The organism is Psychroserpens sp. SPM9 (assembly GCF_025153525.1).
Lineage (GTDB): Bacteria > Bacteroidota > Bacteroidia > Flavobacteriales > Flavobacteriaceae > Psychroserpens.
The window spans coordinates 449,511-473,222 of record NZ_JANZNR010000002.1; the positions used below are offsets into that span (position 1 = coordinate 449,511).

The following is a 23,712-nucleotide window of genomic DNA, read 5'->3' on the forward strand; positions in this document are numbered from 1 at the left end:
AAAACAAGTATAAAAGACTGTGTTTTAAAATTGATACTTTGAATTGGTCTTTATCAGAAGAGGTTTTAGCATTACTTAAAGCCTCTTTTTTTAGTCTTCTTCATGAGCCACTTCTTCAACATCAAATGGTTTTCCTAAATAAACCAATTTGCAATCATCTCCAATATTATCAATTTCAGTATTGTGAGAGGAAATAATATGAAACTCGCCTTTATCATCTTTTAAGAATAACGGAATCATATCCTTATCATTATTTGTAATTTCAATGAGGGTTTTATAATGATCTTCATCATCAATTTCAATCTCTTGAATCGATGGAAATTTACGAGTCACTTCAGCTAGATTATTGTAATCATCGGTATGAGAAAACAAGCCTTCTTTTGGGTTTTTTTCAGGGTTGTTCATCTCTTCAGTGGTGACCAATCTAAATGCACCATTCTCACCAAACTGTTTACTGAACTTGTTAATTGCATACTTATTAATATCAGAGTTTCCGGTCATGGCCATTAAATAACCAACATCACTTAATTCAATGTTATCGGTCAATGTTTCAGAATAAATATTGGTACTTAAGGCTTCAATACCTAATTCTTTAGCTTTTGTTATGTTATTTTGATTGCTATCAATAAGTACAACATGTCTTCCGTTACTTTCTAAATAATGCCCAAGTAATCTTGATACTTTTGAAGCGCCTACAATTAAAATTCCATTAGATTGCTTTAAGAATACGCCAACCAATTTGGCAAATAGTCGTGCTGTCGTCGCATTTAATAATACGGTTCCTAGAACGATAACAAACACTAATGGTGTAATGTATTCGGCTCCAGTAACTCCTTTACTTGCTAGTTTGAGTCCGAAAAGTGAAGCAATACCTGCTGCAACTATACCTCGAGGTCCAACCCAACTTATAAAGAGTTTTTCATTAATCTTTAAGGTCGATCCGAGTGTGCTCAATAGCACTCCTAGCGGTCTAATTAAAAAGACCACTGCAGCAAAAAGTAGGGCCGTTTTCCAATTGTAAATTAATAGTAATTCATCAAAATTAATATTAGCAGCAAGCAATATAAATAAGATGGAAATAAGCAATACACTTAGTGATTCTTTAAAATACAAGATGTCTTTTAAGTAAGGAGAATTGGAGTTGCCTAATACCATTCCCATCACAACAACAGCTAAAAGTCCTGATTCGTGAGCAAACGCATCTGATAAGACAAAAACTCCCAAAACAGCTGCTAAGGCGAAAACGTTCATTAAATAATGAGGCACCCATTTTTTATTGAAAATAAAATTAAGAGCGTGTGCAAATGTAAATCCGAAAGTCGATCCAAAGAGTACAATTTTACCAAACTCAATAAGTGCGGTTTTAGTAAACTCTCCTCCTGCGTCAACGCTAATAAATTCGTAAACCAATACAGCAACTAAAGCACCTATGGGATCAATTAAAATACCTTCCCATTTCAATACCGCAGACACATCTTTTTTTAGTGGAATATTCCTTAAAATTGGTGTAATTACTGTTGGCCCTGTCACTATAATTAAACCCGAAAATAAAAAAGAAATCTCCCAGCTTAATTCAAAAATAAAGCGCGCTGCAATTGCGGCTCCAAAAAAGGTAACAAGCGAACCTATGGTAATAAGTTTCGTAATTACAGGACCTACGTTTTTGATTTCACTCAGCTTCAGCGTTAGTCCACCTTCAAAAAGAATGATACTAATGGCCAGAGAGACAAAATAGAATAAACTTTCTCCAGGAAACAGGCCTTCTTCTCCGTTCCAAATGGGCTCTATCCATTTTGTGCCATCTTGGGATAAAAACTCAGCGGCAATCGGTCCAACCAACAAGCCAATTAAAATTAATGGTAAAATTGCTGGTATTTTAAATTTCCAAGCAACCCATTGTGCTAATATACCTAAGATGATGATTCCTGCTAACTCTAACATAAGTTTGTATTTAAAAATGTTAAATATAATTGAAACATTTCAACTAGGTAACTAAAACCTGTAAAATTGGTCTGGTATTTAAAACAGGAAGTCTAGTAAACACCCATAGAATCTATTTCCGAAGAAAATCAGCTCAAATTAAAAGGAAAAAAATAGGGTATAATAAATGTTGCAGCGATCCAAATTAAGAGGTTGAGAGGTGTACCCATTTTAAGAAAATCATTGAATTTATAATTTCCAGGTGCGTAAACCATGGTATTTGTTGGATAGCTCATTGGTGTCATAAATGTTAATGAGCAGGCGAACATTACGGCAACCAAAAAAGGGCGGTTACTAACTTGCATTGCTTGCGAAAGACTAATCACTATAGGAGCCATCAAGGCTGCGGTTGCCTTTGAAGAAATTAAATTCGTACAAATGAACGTGACCAAATAAATGATACTCAAGGTGATTTGAGCATTATATTGACCAAGGGTTTCCATAATATAATTGGCAATTAAGCTAGCGCCTCCAACTTTTTCAAGTGCTGTTCCCATAGAAAGTACACCTGCCATCATAAAAATCACTTTCCATTCTACGGCTTTATATGCTTCTATGGGTTTTAAAATTCCTGTCAACACCATTAATAATGCACCAATCATTGCGCTAATTAATATAGAGGTGATATTGAATGATGCAGCTAATACAACTCCAACACCGATTAATACGGCTGGTATGGCTTTTTTGTAGCTAGTTTTTTTCTTTACATATTCTGAAAGCCTGACTACAATCTTATGGGATTCTAAATTGTTAATATCTTCCTCTTGGCCTAGAATGAGCAACATATCACCTTCCCTTAAAATTGTATGACTTAATTTATCGTACTTATTTTGACCTCTGTGTCGTAATGCAATTACTGATGAATTGTATTGTTTTCTGAAATTAATTTCTTTTAAAGATACACCCGATAAACTAGAACCATAAGGAATAATAATCTCGTAAAGGTTAAAGGATTTGAACTTCTCTTCGGCAACTTTCATTCGATTGGAGCCTTTGATACTATAACCCTTTATATCTAAAAGTCTTGACAAGGTTTCTGGTGGTGCAATAATCTTTAAAATATCACCTTTAAGTATCTTGGTATCTAAACCAAAATTGTGTTTTAAAACTTCATTTCTAAGAATTGAAAGCACATTGACATTATAGTCTTTTACCAGTTGGGATTTTCCTAAAAAGGAACCTATATCTTCGCAGTGATCTTCAACAAAAAGTTCGGTAGTGTATGTTTCAGCCTTTTTTGTAAACTCATTGTTGTCGCCTCTGTTTTTTGGTAATAATATGGGTCCGATGATAAAAATATAAGCAAATCCAATAGCTAAAAGGCACAAGGCTGCTCCGCTAAATTCAAACATTCCAAACTCTTCGACGCCATATTTTTTAGCATAACTGCTCACCAGAATGTTAGTAGACGTACCAATCAAAGTACAAGTTCCGCCAAATAATGCCGCAAAAGAAATAGGCATTAATAGCATACTTGGTCTGATATTCGTTTCGCGACAAACGGTTAAGGCAATAGGAAGTAAAAGCGCAACTACAGCTGTATCATTGATAAATGCCGAAAATAAACCTGAAATACAGCAAAACACAATTAGCGCAACACTATAATGAATTTTAGCCAGTTTAATAATTTTAAAACTGAGCCCGTCCAAAACACCAGAGCTAAAAACACCACCACTTACAACAAAAATACAGCCTAAGGTGATGGTTGCAGGATGGTTAAAACCAGAAAAGCCTTCTTCAGGACTCAATACGCCGGCTACAATAAACATTGCCATAATTAATATGGACGTTGTATCTATAGAAAAGTAGTCTTTCACAAAGAGAAAAACACCAACTAAAATAATAGCAAAAGTTATTAGTAAATCCATTGTAGATTACAATTACTGGTTCAAATCACTATTTCTATTTTTTCTCTTCAGATTTATAATACACTCTTTTTAAACTCTTTTTAAGTAATGTAAACCTGTAGATTCCGATAACAAAAAAAATAACACTAAAAAGCAACGATAAAAATGCCAGATATTTAAAGTTTGAAAATTCTTTAAGTTGAAAAAACGCAATGCCTCCTAGGAGCAAATACAATGATGATCTAATATAAGATAACAATGTACGCTCATTAGCGAGTCTGGTTCTTTCAATAGCTAAGTAATCTCGCAGTATAACTTGTTCGTCTGGATTAAAGTCACGACCAAACCTCAACAGTTTCATCTTCTTAATCTTGGGAGTAGTTTTCATTTGGTAAAATTTTCTTTTTTAAAACTATCTAATTAAAATACTATATTTTATTGAATATGTTAAAAATCCCTCAATAAATAGGACCTAAATTAAAGAATGTTTATTGCTTTTAGTAATTTGCATGTCAATTATTTTCATATATGAATTTATATCCCATAAACGCTGGAAATTTTAAACTCGATGGTGGTGCCATGTTTGGTGTTGTTCCAAAATCGCTTTGGACCCGAACCAATCCTGCCGATGCCAATAATATGATTGATATCGCAGCGCGTTGCTTGTTAATTGAAGACGGAAACCGTTTAACTTTAATCGACACTGGCATGGGAAATAAACAGAGTGACAAATTTTACGGTTATTACCACTTGTGGGGCAACGATTCTATAGATAAATCTTTAAAAGCCAACGGATTTCATCGCGATGATATTACCGATGTATTTATGACGCATTTGCATTTTGATCATTGTGGCGGCAGCATCCAATGGAATAAAGACCAAACGGGTTATGAACCTGCTTTTAAAAATGCACAATTCTGGAGTAATGAAAACCACTGGAAATGGGCTACAGAACCCAATCGTCGTGAAAAGGCATCATTTTTGAAAGAGAATATTATACCCATGGAAGAAAGCGGTCATTTGAAATTTACTGCGCTTCCAGAACTGGATATTTTAAAAAATTCTGAACTGGGTTTTGATATCTTTTTTGCTAATGGACATACCGAAAAACAAATGATTCCGATGATTAACTATAATAATAAAACCATTTGTTTTATGGCAGATTTACTGCCAACGGTTGGACATTTGCCATTGCCATTTGTTATGGGTTATGATACGCGTCCGTTATTAACTTTAGATGAAAAAGAAAAATTTCTAAATCTAGCTGCTGAAAATAATTTTTACTTGTTTCTAGAACACGATGCGCATCATGAAATTATAACCGTTCAACACACCGATAAAGGCGTGCGACTAAAAGACATATATACTACAAACGATATTTTTAATTAATACTAACATGAACATTACATTTAAATCCTTATTCTATTCACTTTCTATTTCTGCAATGCTATTTGGTTGTGGATCTACTACTGGCGTATTAACAACACCTGTCGAAAATATAGACACCTCTCCTATAAAAGAGTCAAAGTTAACTGAAACAGAAAAAAACACCTGGTCTCATTTAGATCTGGCTACAGATACCATTCCGGGAATGAGTGTTGATAAGGCCTATAAAGAGATTATTAAAAACAAAAAAGGGCAAACAGTAATTGTTGCGGTGTTAGATTCAGGAATCGATATTGATCATGAAGATTTAGATGATGTCCTCTGGACCAACACCAAGGAAATTCCTAATAATGGAAAAGATGATGACAACAATGGTTATATAGATGATATTCACGGATGGAACTTTGTAGGCGATGGTTACGACGAGCAGTTTGAATATGTGCGTCTCCTCGTTTCTGGTGATAAAAACAATCCAAGATATGCTGAAGCTGAAGCCTTATACAATGAGAAGTATCAAGAATTCACCGGACTCAAAACGCAATACGATCAAATTTATCAGGCTGTGGTTACGGCTGATGATAAATTAAAAGCTCACTTCGGAAAAGCCGATTATACTAAAAAAGAAGTATCAGCTATCAAAACTGATAATGAAGAATTAAATCAGGCGAAACAAGTTGCACAGTTTATTTTTAGCAATGATATTGAGTCTATGGCAGTTGCCAGAAAAGAAATAAAGAAAGACCTGGAAGGCATCAATGAATACCTTAACGTACACCTTAATAAAAATCTGAAAGGGCGAACAACGGGTGATAATCCAGATGACCTAAATGATAAAATTGGTTACGGAAATAACAATCCGAGACCGATGAAAGAAGGTGAAGATCACGGGACACATGTTACTGGGATTATTGCTGCCGAACGTCATAATGGAAAAGGTATGAATGGTGTGGCTAACAATGTACAAATTATGGCAATTCGTTCGACGCCTAATGGTGATGAATACGATAAAGACGTTGCCTTAGCTATTCGTTATGCTGCAGATAATGGTGCAAAAATCATCAATGCCAGCTTCGGAAAATCCTTTTCTCCACATAGCGAATGGGTTAGAGATGCTCTAAAATATGCTGCTGAAAAAGATGTGCTGTTTGTTCATGCTGCAGGAAATGATAGTGAAGATATTGATAGCGCTAAAAACTTCCCTAACGATGCTATTGGAACAGGTCCGGAAATCTCTGATAATGTTATAACCGTTGGGTCATTGACCCAAAGTTATGGTGCTGGTTTGTTATCAAGTTTCACCAATTACGGTAAAGTTAATGTTGACGTCTTTGCGCCTGGTAGTGATATTTATTCAACATTGCCTAATAACACGTATGATTTTAACAGCGGAACATCAATGGCAGCTCCTAATGTTGCTGGTGTTGCTGCATTAATTCGTTCACAATACCCTAGCCTTACTGCAGCTCAAGTGAAAAAAATCCTTATGGATTCTGGCTTAGCCATCAAAGCAAAAGTAACGGTAGGAAAAAATAAAGACATTAAAACGTTATCTGAAATTTCTACTTCAGGAAGAATCGTCAATGCCTACAATGCCTTAATTATGGCATCTCAAATGGCAAATGCTAAGTAATTAAGGCTTAAAAACAAAAATTATGAAATTTAAAATTGGAGCTCTACTGTGTTGGTATGTTGCATTTTTTTCTTCGGAAATCAATGCTCAAGATAACACTATAACTTATAAAGCTGACGGGTTTTGGCAGCAGCAAGCCAACTATACCATGGCTATTGATATGGATGTTAACACCTATCAGTTTAAAGGCACACAAACAATTGCATACACTAATAATTCTCCCGATGTATTGGACCGTGTTTACTATCATTTATACTTTAACGCATTTCAGCCTGATAGCGAAATGAATGCACGTATCTTAAGTATAAAAGATCCTGATGGGAGAATGACTGAAAATGTTGGTACCAAAGAAGCACCAAAAATTGAAAGTCGGATTTCAAAATTAAAAGACGACGAAATCGGATTTATAAAAGTCAAGTCTTTAAAACAAAACGGCAAAGCACTCAATTACGAGATTGAAGGCACTGTTATGATTGTCGATTTAAAGTCGCCTATCCAGTCTGGAGAAACTGTTAATTTTGATATGGAATTTGATGGCCAGGTGCCTGTACAAATCCGTCGTTCTGGTCGTAATAACAAAGAAGGGGTTGCCTTATCAATGACGCAATGGTATCCAAAACTTGCCGAATATGATGACGAAGGCTGGCATGCCGACCCTTATATTGCAAGAGAATTTTATGGGGTTTGGGGAAATTTTGATGTTAAAATTACCTTAGATAAATCTTATGTAATTGGAGGTACTGGCTATCTTCAAAATCCTGATGAGGTAAAACAAGCAAAGGGAAAAACGGCAACTTGGCACTTTAAAGCACCAAATGTTCACGATTTTACTTGGGCAGCAGACCCAGACTTTATCCATGATACATTTCAGGTTCCAGACGGACCGTTATTACATTTTTACTATCAAAATAATATGCCTGCCGAAAATTTAGAAAACTGGAAAAAGTTACAGCCTAAAACGGCAGAACTTATGCAGTATTTTAGTGAACATATTGGTCCTTATCCTTATAAACAATATTCGGTTATTCAAGGAGGTGATGGTGGTATGGAATATGCCATGTGTACTTTAATTACCGGAGAACGTAGTTATGGAAGTTTAGTGGGTGTTACAGCTCACGAAATGGCTCATACATGGTTTCAGTTTTTACTAGCAACAAACGAGGCTAAACACGAGTGGATGGACGAAGGGTTTACAAGTTATATTTCCAGCTTAGCCATGAATGAAATAATGGACCGAAACTCTGATAATCCACATACTGGCTCGTATCGAGGTTATGTGTATTTGGCAAATTCTGGAATAGAACAACCTTTAACAACGCATGCAGACCGTTATACTTATAATCAGGCTTATGGCATTTCAGCTTACAGTAAAGGTGCCGTTTTTATGGCTCAATTAGGTTATATTATTGGAGAAGATAACCTCAATAAAACCATCAAAAAATACTATACAGATTTTGCATTTAAACATCCTAAACCAATGGATATTGTAAGAACTGCCGAACGTGTTTCTGGATTAGAATTAGATTGGTATTTAATAGATTTTGCACAAACGACTAATACTATTGATTATGCTGTAACCGCTGTTGAAGGTCGTACTGTAACCCTCGAAAGACTTGGTGTTATGCCAATGCCTATAGATCTTACAGTTACTTATACAGATGGTACAACTGAAGATTTTTACATCCCATTGCGTATGATGCGTGGTACTAAACCTACCGAGGCGACTACGATTGAGGATTGGGCTTGGGCATTCCCAACATATACTTTTGAAGCTTCAAAAACAGTGAAATCTGTTCAAATTGATTCAAAAGGCATGATGGCAGATGTCAACGCAGCTAATAACGTATATCCTGTTTCAGAATAATAAATTAGTTTTAAAATAGTCTAAAAGCCGCACTTTGATTGCGGCTTTTTTTATGGTGTTTTTGTATGTGTATCAAGAGATTTTAAAAGTGTAGGATGCCTATAATCACCATGCATATTAGAAATAAAAGCCGCAGCCTCATCCAAATCCATACCTATAGCAGATACATACAACGGGTTTTCACTAGACCCTCTAAAAACTTCTTTAACCGTATTTCTATTAGAATGAAACGCACGTTTAGCAATCCCTATTATTGGAATTTTAGACGCAAGTGCTTCATACAAATAACCACCTAATCCATAGTTAAGTGAATCGTCAATGTACACGTGACCATCTACTAAAATTGCATCTAACGAACCGAGTTTCACTTTAGAAATAACTTGAAGTAAACAAGGTAGTTCTCGCTTATAAAATGCACCTGGCTCATACGGTTTTACCTCATCAATTTGCGCAATAACAACCTGTTGAGCAATTGCATCATGAACCGTTTCGAAAATGACACCGACACTTTTAGCATAATTGGATTTATAATGAACATCTAAAGCAAGATACATAAGGATTAAATTTCTGAAACCTATAAATTAAAGTCAATATTACCACAAATGTTTGATTTTTGACTAATTTTATAATCTTAAATATTATGGAACAAATAGATCAAAAAATAACGGCAATAATTCATCACTTCAACCTTAATAATTATGCGTTTTCAAAACGTATTGGAGTGACAGGAACCACAATAGACAGTATTGTTAACGGAAGGCCTCAAGCCGACGGTTCGCGTAAAAAAACCAAACCAGGTTATGATGTTCTTTTGGCTATTATTGATGAATTTGATATCAATCCTGATTATCTCTTCGGAAAAAGCACATCAATGCTGAAGTCGGAACACCCTAAAACTCCAACATATTCTGGAATACCAAAGGTTATATCAACCACACCTGATGGAGACGAAAATGTGATTTACGTGCCTTCAAAGGCGCGAGCAGGTTATTTAAATGGCTACGAAGACACCGAATTTATTGAAAGCTTACCGGCCTTTTATATGCCACAACTTACTCATGGGAGTTTTCGCTGCTTTGAAGTTCAGGGGAATTCGATGTTAAAAACCTTTTACGATGGTGATATGGTGTTTGGAAAATATGTAGAAAACTTTGATGACCTTAAAGATGGTCGGGTGTATGTGGTTGTAAGTAAAAATGACGGCATTGTTTTAAAGCGTGTTTACAATCGTATAAAAGATCAAGGGTTTCTCACCTTAAAAAGTGATAATGCTGATGGTAATTACCCCAATTTTAATATTAATGCTCAGGATATCATAGAATTGTGGTATGTGACCATGTACGCATCAAAACAAATGCCCGAACCTGTAGATGTGAGTGATAAGCTTCAGGATTTAGAATTAAAAATCAAGAGTTTAGAACAACGCGTTTCGCAAAAATAAAGCCGCTAGATGTCATTTACATATCCAAAAAAAGAAAAGCTAAAAAGTCAAAAACTCATAGAGCAATTATTTTCTGAAGGCAAATCGGTTTCGGCTTATCCGCTGCGAATGGTTTACTTAAAAACAAGCTTTGACGACGATACTCAATTTAAAACAGGTGTTTCAGTAAGTAAGCGAAATTTTAAAAAAGCTGTCGATAGAAATCGCATCAAACGCTTATTGAGAGAAGCTTACCGACTTCATAAATCGACTTATTTTAACAACATTTCACCTTGTTATGCGTTAATGATTTTGTACCTTGGTAAGGATGGAACAGATTTTGATTCCGTAGAAACAAAAATGAAACAACTTTTAGATACTTTTTCAAAAAAGGTATCCAAACACTAAATAAAATTATCATGCGAAAACTACTACAACGACGCATACTTATTCCGCTACTGGCTCTTACTGTTTTTTTTAGCGGAACAGCCTTTAAAAGTGACTTTTTTGAAATCGCTAAACAAATAGAAATTTTTACCACACTTTTTAAAGAACTCAACATGAATTATGTTGATGATACCAATCCTGGCGATTTAATGGATACGGCGATAAAGAGTATGTTAGAAGATTTAGATCCGTACACAAATTACTACAATGAACAAGACGTAGAAGCGGCCAGAATTAATAACGCAGGTGATTATACTGGGATTGGTGCTAATGTATTGACTTTAAAAGATAAGCTGGTGATTATCGAACCTTATAAAGATTATGCCGCAGATAAAGCCGGACTCAAAGCTGGAGACGAGATTATAAAGGTTGATAATGTGGTGGTTGCCGATTTTAAAGATGATGCAGGTAATTTGTTACAAGGTGCAGCAGGAACAACCGTTAATGTGACCTTTTTAAGACAAGGAAACACAGAAACAACTACCATAAAAAGAGAAGCTGTAGATATTCACGCTGTTCCGCATTACTCGATGGTTAACGAAACCATTGGGTATATTGTGCTTAGAAAGTTTAACGAGAAAACGTCTTCTGAAACCATAAGTGCACTTCGCTCACTAAAAAATCAAGGTGCCAAAAAACTAATTTTAGATTTACGTGGCAATCCTGGAGGTTTACTTAGAGAAGCCGTTAATGTGACTAATATTTTTGTGCCTAAAAACCAATTGGTTGTTACGACAAAATCTAAAGTCAAAAAATACAATAAAACCTATTATACAAGTAAGGATCCTATTGATACCGAAATTCCTTTAGTAGTTTTAATTGATGGTGCCAGTGCTTCAGCAAGTGAGATTGTCTCTGGTGCTTTACAGGATCTAGATCGTGCTGTCGTGATTGGAGCTCGTAGTTTTGGAAAAGGTTTGGTACAACGCCCTAAAAAACTCACCTACGGAACTCAAATGAAAATTACAATTTCTAGGTATTATACACCTTCAGGACGTTGTATTCAGGCATTAGATTACTGGAATCGTGATGAGAATGGAAAGGCCACGCGTATCAAACAAGAAAACTACAACGCCTTTAAAACTAAAAAAGGACGAACGGTTTATGATGGCGGTGGCATTCAACCAGATTTGGAATTAGATGCCACGAAATTGAGTCCGATTACCAAAGCGATTATCAATGATAACTTGATTTTTAAATATGCTACAAACTATTATTACAGTCATCCAGCACCCAATAATTTAGAGAATTTTGAACTTTTGGATACCGAATTCAATAACTTTAAAAATTTCCTTCAGGCTAATAATTTTAACTTCGAGACCAAAACCGAAAAAGCCTTTGCTAATGCACTTTTAGTAGCTAATGAAGAACAAATTAATAAGGCAATAGATTCGGATTATTCCGAATTAATTTCAGCTTTAAACCGTTATAAAAACAAAGCAATTGACGATAACAAAGCTCAGATATTAGCGTTACTTTCAGATGAAATTGTTAAACGTTATTTCTATCGTGAAGGTTTATATACTTATTATGTAGCTAGCAATTTTGAGATTCAAAAAGGTGTAGAAATACTTAAAAACCCTTCAAATTATCAGAGTTATTTAAATTGATGACGCTCTAAAAACTTGACTAAAACCTTAAAAAAAATTATATTTAGTTTTTACTTTAAACCATAATATGAAATATCTACTACTCATAACACTTCTATGTTCTCAACTTTTGTTAGCTCAAAAAGAGAGAACTCATGAGGTATATTTTGAGACCGATAAGTTTGAAGTCCCTCCAACAGAACACAACAGATTACTCATGTTTTTATCTGAAATTGAAGGAATGGACATCGCTAAAATTTCAATTTATGGGTTTACTGATGATCGAGGAAGTGATACTTATAATTTAAAATTGTCTCAGGAACGCGCCAACTCTATAAAAACTATATTTTCAAATAACGAATTTGACGAATCGGTCATAACCAATGTGGATGGCAAAGGGGAAATCTTGCTGAAACTGGTTAAAGAAGATGATTTAAATAAAATTAGAGGGCTCAACCGTAAAGTTGAAATTATTGTAACCTCTGTTTTTCCGCCCAGACCCAAAGAGTCTCCTGAGGTTACTGATGCTAAGAAAAAAGAAGCAAAAGAAATTCTAAAAGGCGACCTTAAAGCAGGTGATAAATTTGAACTCAATAATATTTTGTTTAAAACAGGCTACAGTAAATTGTTACCAGAATCTAAAGAAACCCTTAAAGAAATTGCCGAAATTCTTTTAGAACGTAAAGACATTTATTTTACCATTCAAGGTCATGTATGTTGTACTAAAAATAGTAGAGATGCTATTGATCGTAAGACTAAGAAACGAAATTTATCTGTCGCCCGAGCAAAATTCATCTACGATTATCTGGCTAAAAAAGGCGTAAGTACCAGACGAATGAAATATGTGGGTATGCGTAGAAAATTTCCGTTAGGAGGTGAACCTAAATTAGATCGTCGTGTTGAGATATTAATCACTTATGTGGGTGAGAGTAATTAATCTTCTCTAATCATTGCAATATGAGGAATCCCATCTTCTAGATACTCCTCGCCTACTTCAAAAAATTTCAGATTGTTATAAAATCGCTTTAAATAGGTTTGAGCCGAGACTTTTATTACGGACACCTTGTGATGTTCTTTTATCGCTTTTACTGAAGCATTCATAATGTCATAACCATAACTGTACTTGCGTTCATTAGCTACTACCACTACTCTACCAATACTTGCAAATTCAAAATAATCACCAGGTTTAAAAATTCTTGTATACGCAACGACTTTGTTATTTTTATAACCAATAATATGCAAGGCTTTTTGATCTTTACCATCTATATCCTGATATACACAATCTTGTTCAACTACAAAAACTTCACTCCTTAACTGAAGCACATCGTAAAGCTCTTGAGTTGTTAATTCTTGAAAGGTTTTAACTTTAATTTCTATCATAATTACTTAATCTTGAACGATGACTTCTTTAGGATCTTCTTTATTAAATTCAGGTTGGATTGTTACATGATTAATATCGAATTCATCATGTAAAATAGTTTCAATAGTAGAAAGCAAGGTATTAAATTCTGTTGTCGTAATGTCTTCTGTTAAGTCTAAATGCGCTTCTAAATGCAGCTCATCATCACTTAAATTCCAGATATGAACATGATGAAGCTTATTGACTTTGGGTAATTTATTTACCGCTCTAACAACATCTTTTATGTTAATGTGTTCTGGTGTAAATAACATTAACATTTTGGTAGACGTTTTTGATAAATCATATCCAACCCAAATTAAATACAAAGCTATCAATAAAGTGAGCAAGCTATCCACCCAATACAACTGGTAGTATTTCATAAGTAAACCTCCAACTAATACGGCAACACTAGCCAACATATCTGTTAGTAAGTGTAAATAAGCTGAACGCATATTTATATTATGCTTAGAATCTTTTTTTAATAATAACACACTTAAACCATTACCAATAATAGCCAATAAAGCCAGCCATATAACGATTTGAGAGTCTATAACTTGCGGATTCTTAAAACGTTCAATAGCCTCCTTTATTAAAATAACAGCGACAATTATTAAAGTACTGGCATTAATGAAAGCCGCTAAAATTTCGGCACGTTTATAACCAAATGTTTTATCGATTGATGCTTTTTTCTTTGTTAGTCTGGAAGCGACATAACTTACAATTAAAGACAAAACATCACTAAAATTATGAAGTGCATCACTAAGTAATGATAAGCTACCAGAAACGAGTCCGCCTATAACCTGAGCTACAGTAATAACAATGTTTAATACTATAGAAATTAAAAGCTTCTGGCCTTTTAGATCTTTGTGATTGTGAGAATGCTTATGAGAATGAAACTGACTCATTTAGCATGCTACTGGAATCTTATCCACTCGCTTTTGATGGCGACCACCTTCAAATTCGGTATTTAAAAAGGTATCGACCATTTCAATAACTTGTTGTAAAGCCGTAAAACGGGCAGGTATACTTAAAATATTAGCATTGTTGTGTTGTCGCGCTAAAGCTGTAATTTCTTTGGTCCAACATAAGGCCGAACGGACACCTTGATGCTTATTAGCTGTCATATTAGCGCCATTCCCACTACCGCAAACAATAATACCAAAATCTACTTTTTTAGATTCAATATCTTGAGCAACCGGATGAACAAAATCAGGATAGTCAACACTATCATTTGTATTTGTTCCGTAGTTATTAACAGTATAACCTTTGGCTTCTAAATGTGCTACAATAGCTTGTTTATACTCGGTTCCCGCGTGATCATTACCTATTGAAATATTCATGATTTTGAAGTGTTGTTTAAAACCTTAAAGTTAATAATTGCTAACAAATAAAACCAAGGATAACTGCTTTAGTTATCCATAATAATTAAGTTTATCAGATTATGAATTTGAGCTCCTTAATAAAGGCTGTTAACATCATGTAGAATTTTAGGGATTACTTGTTCATATCTTGTCTAAAGTAATTATAACTTTTATTAGGATTATCTATTAATTTTTTCAAACAAAAAAGACTCTTAGAAAACCTAAAAAGTTAATCGTTTTTTTTGGCGAAGTTATCAGCATACAAATCTTAAGATACCAACAAGAATTTTAGAAATACTTTTCAAATTTAAGTTGTCAACAGTGGTTATCAACAGCTGTTAATAGTATTCTAAATACACTTAAAAATGAGCAGTTTAAATGTAAAATTAATGTTAACTACATATTAAGTAATTCTTATAAGTCATATATCAAAACAAAAGTTTAAAAAGTTATAGACGCTATTAACAAGCAATAATAAGCATCATTTTATTTTTTAAATTTTAAAAGAAAAAAGATGATATGTATATATATGTTGATAACATAAGTTTTTAATTTAGATGATTTAATCTATAATGAAATTTATCTTAAAAATAAATCATTCAATTTTTTTATTTACATTACTATATACAAAGGAAAAGCAACTAAAAATATAAATATAGAATAAAGGATTTTACAGGACCTTTCCATTAATTTAACGTAGATTAAACACTATTAAATAATTAAACCGTAGATTTGCAGAAACTTAATAGCTTCTCTCCTCCTTCTATTAAGTTAAAATTTAGAATTCCTAACACTTTTAGGAAAAGAATATGATTACAAATTAAATGACAAAAAAGAAAAAAAGGAAATCATCACATAACAAGATTTCCAACCTTACAAATACCATTCTAAGTATTTTAAAAAAAGATAGAAATCAAACTTTTAACTATAAACAAATTGCTGCTAAACTTGGTGTTAATGATGCTAGTAGCAGAAATCAAATTATAAAGAAACTTCAGCAGCTCAAAGCAAAGCAAGAGATTGAAGAAGTAGATCGTGGTAAATTTAAAGCTATCATTAATACCGAATACCACATTGGTATCGTCGATATGGCGTCCAGAGGTTCAGGTTATATTATCAGCGACGATTTTGATGAAGATATCTACATTGCTTCAAATAATATGAATAAAGCCCTTCATGGTGATGAGGTCGAATTCTATGCCTATAAACGAAGAAAGCGTGGCAAGATAGAAGGTGAGATTACCAATATTATCAAACGTGCAAAAAGTGAATATGTTGGTGTGATCCAGATTCATAAAAGTTATGCTTTTGTGGTTCCGGATGGCAATAAAATGTATACCGATATTTTTGTTCCTATCAATAAAATTAACAAAGCCGAAGAAGGTGATAAAGTACTGGTATCTCTCGAAGACTGGCCAGAAAAAGCCGATTCTCCTTACGGGAAAGTTCTTAAAGTCCTTGGAAAACCAGGGGAACACAATACCGAGATTCATGCAATCCTTGCCGAATACGGTTTACCAATGGAATTTCCGCACGAAGTCGAAGAATTTGCTAATAAAATAGATACCTCTATTACCAAAGAGGAAATCGCCAAGCGTCGTGATATGCGGCAAGATTTAACCTTTACTATCGATCCCAAAGATGCTAAAGATTTTGATGATGCTTTATCTTTTAAAGTGCTGGATAATGGTTTATATGAAATCGGAATTCATATCGCAGATGTCTCTCACTATTTACAAGAAGGTACCATTCTCGATGATGAAGCCTATGAGCGTGCAACCTCTGTGTATTTGGTAGATAGAGTAGTACCAATGCTTCCTGAAATCTTATCAAATGGTGCATGTTCATTACGTCCACATGAAGAAAAATACACTTTTTCTGCAGTGTTTAAAATGAACGATAAAGCCGAAATTAAAGACCAGTGGTTTGGGCGAACGGTGACCTATTCTGATGCGCGTTTTGCTTACGAAGAAGCACAGGCTATCATAGAAACCAAAGCCAACCAGATTCCAGCTGAAGTATCCTTAACCGGAAAGCCTTATTTAGCCAATCAAGCTGTTGCTGATGCTGTTTTAAAACTCGACGAGCTTGCCAAAATCATGCGTCGTAAACGTATGAGTACAGGCGCTATTTCATTTGATAAAGTCGAAGTTAAATTCAATTTAGACGAAGAGGCTAACCCAATAGGTGTCTACTTTAAAACGAGTAAAGATGCTAATAAATTGATTGAAGAATTTATGCTATTAGCTAACAAAAAAGTGGGTGAATTTGTGGGTAAACAAAAGAAGACTTTCGTGTATCGTGTACACGACGAACCCGATGATTCTAAATTAGCAGCCTTACAAAATGTGGTCGGACGCTTTGGTTATAAACTCAATTTTAAAGACCGAAAAAGCGTGTCTGCCTCATTAAACAATCTCCTTAAAGATGTGAACGGTAAAAAGGAACAAAACCTGGTCGATACACTTACGATTCGTACCATGAGTAAAGCCGAATATTCCACACATAATATTGGGCATTACGGACTCGCATTTGACTATTACAGTCATTTTACATCGCCTATCAGACGATATCCTGATGTGATGGCACATCGCTTACTTCAGCATTATTTAGATGGCGGAAAATCGGTGAGCGAAGAGGCTTACGAAGATAAATGTAACCATTCCAGCAATATGGAAAATCTCGCCACTAAAGCCGAAAGAGATTCAATCAAATACATGCAGATTCGCTTTATGGAAGATCATAAAAACGAAGAATTTGTCGGTGTCATTTCTGGGGTGACCGATTGGGGAATTTATGTAGAAATTATCTCCAATAAATGTGAAGGTATGGTGAGTGTTCGCGATATGAAAGACGATCATTACGAATTTAATGAAGACCATTATGCACTCATTGGTAAAAATTCAAAAACCATGTATCAACTTGGTGATGAGGTAGTTGTAAAAGTTAAAAATACCGATTTGGTTAAAAAACACTTAGATTTTACCTTAATCGGTAAGCACGAAGCTTCTTAATTTGGGCGTTACCTAAAGGTCAGGCTGTCCGTTATATCTTTTGGTAACAACCAAAAGGATGCCACTGCCATCCTTAACGCGAATCTGTAATGTGTATAAAAATAGGAGGTCACATTGAAACTTAGTAGTGAAAAAAGTAGTAAGCGTCATGCTGAATTTAGTTCAGCATCTCATAACTTTGTATCTGTAACTTTTCATTTTATACAAATTTAATTACCATGATTCTAACCACAACCAATTCAATCGAAGGTTTTAAAATATCAGATTACAAAGGCATCGTCACAGGTGTTTCAATTCACGACGGTAAATTAAACATGGGATTTAGTATTTCTAAATACTATAAAGCTATTCAGGATAGTATTGATTCAACCAAAGAACAAGCATTCCAGACACTTACCGAAAACGCTAAAAAACTAGGTGCTAATGCCGTTGTAGGTATTAAAGTTGAAATTGAATTAATGGCAAGTAATTACGCCATGGTTTCGGTAACTGGAACTGCAGTTTCTGTCGCTTAATTTTTGACAACTGTAACAATAAACGTTTAAGAGCATCTTTAATACAGAAACCAAACGTACATACTTTAAACAGATTCAAAATGAAAACGCTTTTTACCATTGCATTACTTGTAGTAACTTCCGTATTAACAGCCCAAAACCCAAAAGAAAAGGGAGTTGGCGACTTCAATGAAGTGAAAGTTTACGATTTAATAGTCGTAAATCTGATCAAAGCCGATACACCAAAAGTAGAAATCACAGGTGATGATATCGAAGATGTGGTGGTGGTTAATAAAGACGGAAAATTAAAAATTAGAATGAAGACCGATAAGAGTTTTAATGGTGATCGTACATTCGTATCGGTATACTACACAAAACTCGATATCATAGATGGTAATGAAGGTGCCTTCATCACAGCAAACGAACTTATCAAGCAAAGTCATATCGAATTAAGAGCTCAAGAAGGTGCCCACTTAAAAATAGGCTTAGATGTCGATCAAGTGGATATTAAAGCCGTTTCAGGTGGCATCGTTGAAACTAGAGGTAAAGCCATTTCTCAAGCGATTACACTCAATACTGGTGGCGTTTACGAAGGCCGATCTTTTGAAACTAAAAATACTACTGTTAACATTAAAGCGGCAGGCGAAGCCGATGTCTTTGCATCAAAAACAGTGGATGCTCGTGTGACAGCTGGTGGTGATATTAATATCTACGGAAACCCAGAACATGTCAAAGAAAAAACGACTTTAGGCGGAAGAATTAAGCGTATGGACTAATCCTTTCTTTTTTATTAGCTTTGTAGGAAAGTTATTTCCTTTATGTTTGATGATATTTTAGCAGCTATTCCTTTCGGAATTATCTTAGCGTTCACTATCGGACCAGTATTTTTTGTACTGCTCGAGACCAGTGCAACCAAAGGATTTAAAAGCGCTTTAATATTCGATTTAGGCGTTATTTTAGCCGATATTATCTTTATTTTACTCGCTTTTTATAGTACTAATAACCTTATTAGTAAAATTAAAGACGATCCTAATTTCTTAATTTTTGGAGGTGTGCTTTTAGCCGTTTATGGCTTTATTTCATTTATTAAGACTTCTAAATCCTTTCGGGCCATTGTTAAAGAATATCACAAAGTAGAAATTCAGAAAAATGCCTACGGCAAACTTTTTATAAAAGGGTTTTTACTCAATTTTATCAATATTGGCGTGCTTTTAGGATGGTTAGGTTTTATCGTGATAGGAAGCTCAATTACAACCTCCGAAAATGGAGTGACTGTTTTTATTACGACCATGCTCACCGTTTATTTTTTAACCGATTTAGTAAAAATAGCCATCGCCAAACGCCTGCGAAGTCGTCTTACACCAAGACTGATTTTTAAAACTAAAAAAATTGTAGCCTTAGTGATTTTAGGTTTTGGTATTTTACTGTTAGTTCAGGGTTTTTTCCCAAAAGGCAAAGAACGACTCCAAGAACAAATTGAACATAGATTATAACTCTAGTGTAGACTATGCCTAAAACCGAATACCGCATTTACGTCGTAGAATTATCAAAAAGAGTCTTTAGCGAACACCGAAAATTTAGAGAAGCTAATCCGCAATTTAATGGTGTATTAGAGTGTTTGTATGTGGGGATGACGAGTAAAACACCTAAGGAACGTTTTGAACAACACAAAACCGGTTACCGAAACAAAAAAGGTTATAAGCTATCGTCTAATATCGTAGAAAAATATGGGTCCTATTTACGACCGAGCTTGTACAATCACATTCCGCCATTAGCCACCAGAGCAGAAGCTTTAAAGATGGAAGAAACTTTAGCTTTAGAATTGCGACGTCAGCGTTATGCTGTCTGGTATAATTAAATCCATGATAACACTATTGGATAGCGTCATGCTGAACTGGTTTCAGCATCTCATTTTAACTGCTTTAGCTATTTAATTAATTTTATAAAAACAAAAAAACCCTCAACTTAGGTTGAAGGTTTTGGAGGCATCTAGCGGATTCGAACCGCTGTACAAGGTTTTGCAGACCTCTGCCTAGCCACTCGGCCAAGATGCCATAGATACCTTTTAAAAAAGGCTACTCGTTAATTCTAACAAGTCAGCAAATTTATAAAAATTTACCATTTAACAAGACAAACCCTTAGTTTTTTCGTCTTTCGGTCATTTTTATCGTTACGCTTTCAACATCTCCACCAATTGGCGGATTGAGTTTACTCACACTTACCGATGCTTTTTTTACTAATGATTCTTCAGCAAAAATGCGTTTTATAATACGTTTAGCAACAGTTTCCAGTAATTTTGAAGGTTGTTGCATTTCTTCTTTTACAATTCTGTTTAAAAGCACATAATCCACAGTATCACTAAGCAAGTCTGTTACTGCCGAAGTTTGTAAATCAGCCTTCACTTCAACATCAACACGATAATCACTACCAATTTTTGTTTCTTCTTTTAAGCAGCCATGATGTGCAAAAACACGAATATTTTCAACTTTAATTATTCCCAAAGTGTTCTATTTTAAAGCAAATATAAGACGCAAATATGAAATATACTGCCAATTAATTTTAGATGTTTTTTTGATATATAATTTAATAACTTTGCTTATTATTTAAAAAGCATGTCTGAAGAAACAAAATCGCTCAATTTTATAGAGCATATCATAGAAGAAGATTTAGCTAATGGCTTATCAAAAGATAAACTCCGTTTTCGTTTTCCTCCCGAACCTAATGGCTATTTACACATTGGTCATACCAAAGCTATTGGTATAAGTTTTGGTTTAGGAGAAAAGTATAATGCACCTGTCAACCTTCGTTTTGATGATACCAATCCAGCAAAAGAGGAACAAGAATATGTCGATGCTATTAAGCGTGATGTTGCTTGGTTAGGGTATAAATGGGCTAACGAATTGTATTCTTCAGATTATTTTCAGACCCTGTACGACTGGGCGGTTCAATTAATAAAAGACGGAAAAGCCTATGTCGATTCACAATCCAGTGAAGCCATGGCCGAGCAAAAAGGAACACCAACTCAACCTGGTGTTGATGGTCCCTATCGAAATAGAACTGTAGCAGAAAACCTCGACCTGTTCGAACGTATGAAAAACGGCGAATTTGATGAAGGTGAGCATATTTTACGTGCTAAGATAGACATGCAACATCCTAATATGTTGATGCGTGATCCTATCATGTATCGTATTTTAAAGAAAGACCATCACAGGACTGGTGATACCTGGTGTATCTACCCAATGTATGATTGGACCCATGGCGAAAGTGATTACATCGAACAAATTTCACATTCTTTATGTTCGCTTGAATTTAAGCCGCATAGAGAGCTTTACGACTGGTTTAAGGAGCATGTGTACGATTATGCAGCCAATACACTTCCAATGCTTCCAAAACAACGTGAATTTGCACGTTTAAATTTAAGTTACACCATTATGAGTAAACGTAAATTACTCAAATTGGTTCAAGAAGGCATCGTTTCTGGTTGGGATGACCCAAGAATGCCTACCATTTCAGGACTACGTCGTCGTGGGTATACTCCTAATTCTATTCGTCAGTTTATAGAGAAAGTTGGGGTTGCGAAACGTGAAAATGTAATTGATGTGTCGCTTTTAGAGTTTTGTATTCGTGAAGATTTAAATAAAACAGCACCAAGAGTTATGGCTGTTTTAGATCCTGTCAAATTAGTTATCACCAATTATCCTGACGATAAAGAAGAATGGTTTGATGCCGAAAATAATCCTGAAGATGATAGTGCAGGTTCTAGAAAAGTACCTTTTTCAAAAGCCTTATATATCGAAAGAGCCGATTTTAAAGAAGAAGCCAGCAGTAAGTTTTTTAGACTAAAACTTGGCAGTGAAGTTAGACTTAAAAACGCCTATATCATTAAAGGAGAAAGTGTGGTTAAAGATGCTCAAGGTCAGATCACCGAAATTCACTGTACCTATTCTACAGATACCGAAAAGAAAGTCAAAGGAACACTACATTGGGTGTCTATCAAACACGCTATAAAGGCTGAGGTGAGAGAGTATGATCGTTTATTTATGGATGAAGCTCCAGATAGCCACCAAGATAAAGATTTTATGGATTTCATCAATCCAAATTCGTTAAAAGTGATTAATGCTTTTGTTGAGCCAAGTTTAGCTAATGCAGCTATTGGTGACCGTTTTCAGTTTCAACGTTTAGGCTATTTTAATGTTGATGACGATTCTAAACCTGGTCATTTGGTGTTCAATAAAACGGTAGGTTTAAGAGATTCTTGGGCCAAACAAAAACCAAAGCCACAACAGCAAAATAAACCACAACAGCCACAACAAAAACGTCCTGCTATTGAAGTAATTAAACAGTTAGGAAAAAAATACACGAACTTACCAGAAGCGAAACAAGAAAGGTCTAAAGCTGAAATTTTAAAGCTCGCCGAATCGGTACGTTATGAGGATTTACAACCCCTTTTTAACACTGCTGCGAAAAAGGTAGGAACTCGTATTGCGACGATGATTACTCTTGGTGTTTTACTTAAAAACGGACACGAACGCAATGCAGAAATTGAGGCCTTTATAGAAAAAGCCTTAGACGATAAAAACGAGCTATTAGTAACCGAAGCCAAGGCAATTTAAAACTTATATTTTACAAGTTAAGAAACCCACATAATTATAATTATGTGGGTTTCTGCTTTATATAATCGTGCCTTAAACGTTAAAAAATATACCTTATATATCATTTTAAGCTATATTTATAACACTAACTTTAATCAAAACACATTATGGAATTTAATTTTTTAGCAATTCTGGTTGCTGCAGTAGTACCTATGGTTTTAGGTTTTATCTGGTACAATCCAAAACTTTTTGGAACCGTTTGGATGCGTGAATCTGGAATGACAGAGGAGAAAATGAAAGGTGGAAATATGGCTGTTATTTTTGGTGTTTCTTTTTTATTGGCTCTAGTTTTAGCATTCTTTACTCAGTTTTTAGTGATTCATCAAACAGGTGTTGTAAGCCTCATTGGTGGTGACCCGACAGCCGAAGGGGTCTCACCAACATATCAAGCATTTATGGATGTGTACGGAGGTGATTTCAGAACTTTTAAACATGGTGCGTTACACGGTTTTTTAGCTGGTGTTTTCTTTGTATTACCCGTAATGGGAACAAACGGCTTATTTGAACGTAAAAGCGGTAAACACATTTTTATTAATGTGGGTTATTGGACCTTAACATTGACCATAATGGGTGCTATTGTTTGTGGATGGCGCTAATATTTTATAAGATTTAACATTATTAAAGGTTGA

General features: G+C 34.8%; 22 protein-coding genes and 1 tRNA gene. 14 read left to right on the forward strand and 9 right to left on the reverse strand.

Annotated elements, in window-relative coordinates:
* Window positions 1-90: 90 nt before the first annotated feature.
* From N4270_RS05825 to N4270_RS05835, 3 genes are all read right to left on the reverse strand, one after another.
* The gene (locus N4270_RS05825; RefSeq protein WP_260095994.1) at window positions 91-1,941 is read right to left on the reverse strand and encodes a sodium:proton antiporter; all 1,851 of its coding nucleotides are present in this window, start codon (window positions 1,939-1,941) and stop codon (window positions 91-93) included.
* A gap of 128 nt (window positions 1,942-2,069) precedes the next feature.
* Window positions 2,070-3,848 carry an SLC13 family permease gene (locus N4270_RS05830; RefSeq protein WP_260095995.1) on the reverse strand — a complete coding sequence of 593 codons (1,779 nt, stop codon included), beginning with the start codon at window positions 3,846-3,848 and terminating at the stop codon, window positions 2,070-2,072.
* A 34-nt stretch (window positions 3,849-3,882) separates the two neighbouring features.
* Window positions 3,883-4,188, reverse strand: a complete 306-nt coding sequence (locus tag N4270_RS05835) for a DUF202 domain-containing protein (RefSeq protein ID WP_260096138.1) — start codon at window positions 4,186-4,188, stop codon at window positions 3,883-3,885.
* A gap of 167 nt (window positions 4,189-4,355) precedes the next feature.
* Between N4270_RS05835 and N4270_RS05840 the strand changes: the two genes are divergently transcribed.
* From N4270_RS05840 to N4270_RS05850, 3 genes are read left to right on the forward strand one after another with little or no spacing between them, the layout of a single operon-like run.
* Entirely contained in the window at window positions 4,356-5,216 is an 861-nt protein-coding gene (locus N4270_RS05840; RefSeq protein ID WP_260095996.1) for an MBL fold metallo-hydrolase, read from the forward strand.
* A 7-nt stretch (window positions 5,217-5,223) separates the two neighbouring features.
* Window positions 5,224-6,843 carry a S8 family serine peptidase gene (locus N4270_RS05845; RefSeq protein ID WP_260095997.1) on the forward strand — a complete coding sequence of 540 codons (1,620 nt, stop codon included), beginning with the start codon at window positions 5,224-5,226 and terminating at the stop codon, window positions 6,841-6,843.
* Window positions 6,844-6,865: 22 nt separating this feature from the next.
* Window positions 6,866-8,707: a M1 family metallopeptidase gene (locus tag N4270_RS05850; protein ID WP_260095998.1), complete on the forward strand. Its 1,842-nt coding sequence runs from the start codon at window positions 6,866-6,868 to the stop codon at window positions 8,705-8,707.
* Window positions 8,708-8,757: 50 nt separating this feature from the next.
* On the opposite strand, the gene N4270_RS05855 is transcribed toward N4270_RS05850, so the two are convergent.
* Window positions 8,758-9,261 carry an endonuclease V gene (locus tag N4270_RS05855; RefSeq protein WP_260095999.1) on the reverse strand — a complete coding sequence of 168 codons (504 nt, stop codon included), beginning with the start codon at window positions 9,259-9,261 and terminating at the stop codon, window positions 8,758-8,760.
* A gap of 86 nt (window positions 9,262-9,347) precedes the next feature.
* On the opposite strand from N4270_RS05855, the gene N4270_RS05860 reads away from it, so the two are divergent.
* The 4 genes from N4270_RS05860 (at window position 9,348) to N4270_RS05875 (ending at window position 13,100) form a co-directional block, all read left to right on the forward strand.
* Window positions 9,348-10,148, forward strand: a complete 801-nt coding sequence (locus N4270_RS05860) for a LexA family transcriptional regulator (protein WP_260096000.1) — start codon at window positions 9,348-9,350, stop codon at window positions 10,146-10,148.
* A 9-nt stretch (window positions 10,149-10,157) separates the two neighbouring features.
* Window positions 10,158-10,535, forward strand: a complete 378-nt coding sequence (rnpA, locus tag N4270_RS05865) for a ribonuclease P protein component (protein WP_260096001.1) — start codon at window positions 10,158-10,160, stop codon at window positions 10,533-10,535.
* 11 nt (window positions 10,536-10,546) lie between these two features.
* Window positions 10,547-12,184 (forward strand): S41 family peptidase, encoded by a 1,638-nt coding sequence (locus N4270_RS05870; RefSeq protein ID WP_260096002.1) that lies wholly within the window; start codon window positions 10,547-10,549, stop codon window positions 12,182-12,184.
* A gap of 67 nt (window positions 12,185-12,251) precedes the next feature.
* Window positions 12,252-13,100: an OmpA family protein gene (locus N4270_RS05875; protein WP_260096003.1), complete on the forward strand. Its 849-nt coding sequence runs from the start codon at window positions 12,252-12,254 to the stop codon at window positions 13,098-13,100.
* Here N4270_RS05875 and N4270_RS05880 read toward each other — a convergent pair.
* From N4270_RS05880 to rpiB, 3 genes are read right to left on the reverse strand one after another with little or no spacing between them, the layout of a single operon-like run.
* Entirely contained in the window at window positions 13,097-13,543 is a 447-nt protein-coding gene (locus N4270_RS05880) for a GNAT family N-acetyltransferase (protein WP_260096004.1), read from the reverse strand. The two genes, N4270_RS05875 and N4270_RS05880, sit on opposite strands and share 4 nt — an antisense overlap.
* 6 nt (window positions 13,544-13,549) lie before the next feature.
* Window positions 13,550-14,467 (reverse strand): cation diffusion facilitator family transporter, encoded by a 918-nt coding sequence (locus N4270_RS05885; RefSeq protein ID WP_260096005.1) that lies wholly within the window; start codon window positions 14,465-14,467, stop codon window positions 13,550-13,552.
* Window positions 14,468-14,902, reverse strand: coding sequence for a ribose 5-phosphate isomerase B (rpiB, locus tag N4270_RS05890; RefSeq protein WP_260096006.1), 435 nt, complete (start codon window positions 14,900-14,902; stop codon window positions 14,468-14,470). It lies immediately after the preceding gene.
* A gap of 845 nt (window positions 14,903-15,747) precedes the next feature.
* On the opposite strand from rpiB, the gene rnr reads away from it, so the two are divergent.
* The 5 genes from rnr to N4270_RS05915 all read left to right on the forward strand — a co-directional run bounded on the left by rnr (window position 15,748) and on the right by N4270_RS05915 (window position 20,289).
* Entirely contained in the window at window positions 15,748-17,937 is a 2,190-nt protein-coding gene (gene rnr, locus N4270_RS05895; protein WP_260096008.1) for a ribonuclease R, read from the forward strand.
* Between the two features lie 218 nt (window positions 17,938-18,155).
* On the forward strand, window positions 18,156-18,452 hold the full coding sequence (locus N4270_RS05900; RefSeq protein ID WP_260096009.1) for a YbjQ family protein: 297 nt from the start codon (window positions 18,156-18,158) through the stop codon (window positions 18,450-18,452).
* An 80-nt stretch (window positions 18,453-18,532) separates the two neighbouring features.
* Entirely contained in the window at window positions 18,533-19,207 is a 675-nt protein-coding gene (locus tag N4270_RS05905) for a head GIN domain-containing protein (protein ID WP_260096010.1), read from the forward strand.
* 42 nt (window positions 19,208-19,249) lie between these two features.
* Window positions 19,250-19,924 carry a LysE family translocator gene (locus N4270_RS05910; protein ID WP_260096011.1) on the forward strand — a complete coding sequence of 225 codons (675 nt, stop codon included), beginning with the start codon at window positions 19,250-19,252 and terminating at the stop codon, window positions 19,922-19,924.
* 14 nt (window positions 19,925-19,938) lie between these two features.
* Window positions 19,939-20,289, forward strand: a complete 351-nt coding sequence (locus tag N4270_RS05915; RefSeq protein ID WP_260096012.1) for a ribose-5-phosphate isomerase — start codon at window positions 19,939-19,941, stop codon at window positions 20,287-20,289.
* Between the two features lie 122 nt (window positions 20,290-20,411).
* Here the strand turns inward: N4270_RS05915 and N4270_RS05920 are convergent.
* Both N4270_RS05920 and folB read right to left on the reverse strand, forming a co-directional pair.
* Window positions 20,412-20,485 (reverse strand) — tRNA-Cys (locus N4270_RS05920).
* 84 nt (window positions 20,486-20,569) lie between these two features.
* Window positions 20,570-20,932, reverse strand: coding sequence for a dihydroneopterin aldolase (gene folB / locus N4270_RS05925; RefSeq protein WP_204344505.1), 363 nt, complete (start codon window positions 20,930-20,932; stop codon window positions 20,570-20,572).
* A 111-nt stretch (window positions 20,933-21,043) separates the two neighbouring features.
* On the opposite strand from folB, the gene N4270_RS05930 reads away from it, so the two are divergent.
* Both N4270_RS05930 and N4270_RS05935 read left to right on the forward strand, forming a co-directional pair.
* Window positions 21,044-23,044, forward strand: a complete 2,001-nt coding sequence (locus tag N4270_RS05930; RefSeq protein WP_260096013.1) for a glutamine--tRNA ligase/YqeY domain fusion protein — start codon at window positions 21,044-21,046, stop codon at window positions 23,042-23,044.
* Between the two features lie 146 nt (window positions 23,045-23,190).
* Window positions 23,191-23,679: a DUF1761 domain-containing protein gene (locus N4270_RS05935; RefSeq protein WP_260096014.1), complete on the forward strand. Its 489-nt coding sequence runs from the start codon at window positions 23,191-23,193 to the stop codon at window positions 23,677-23,679.
* Window positions 23,680-23,712 lie beyond the last annotated feature (33 nt).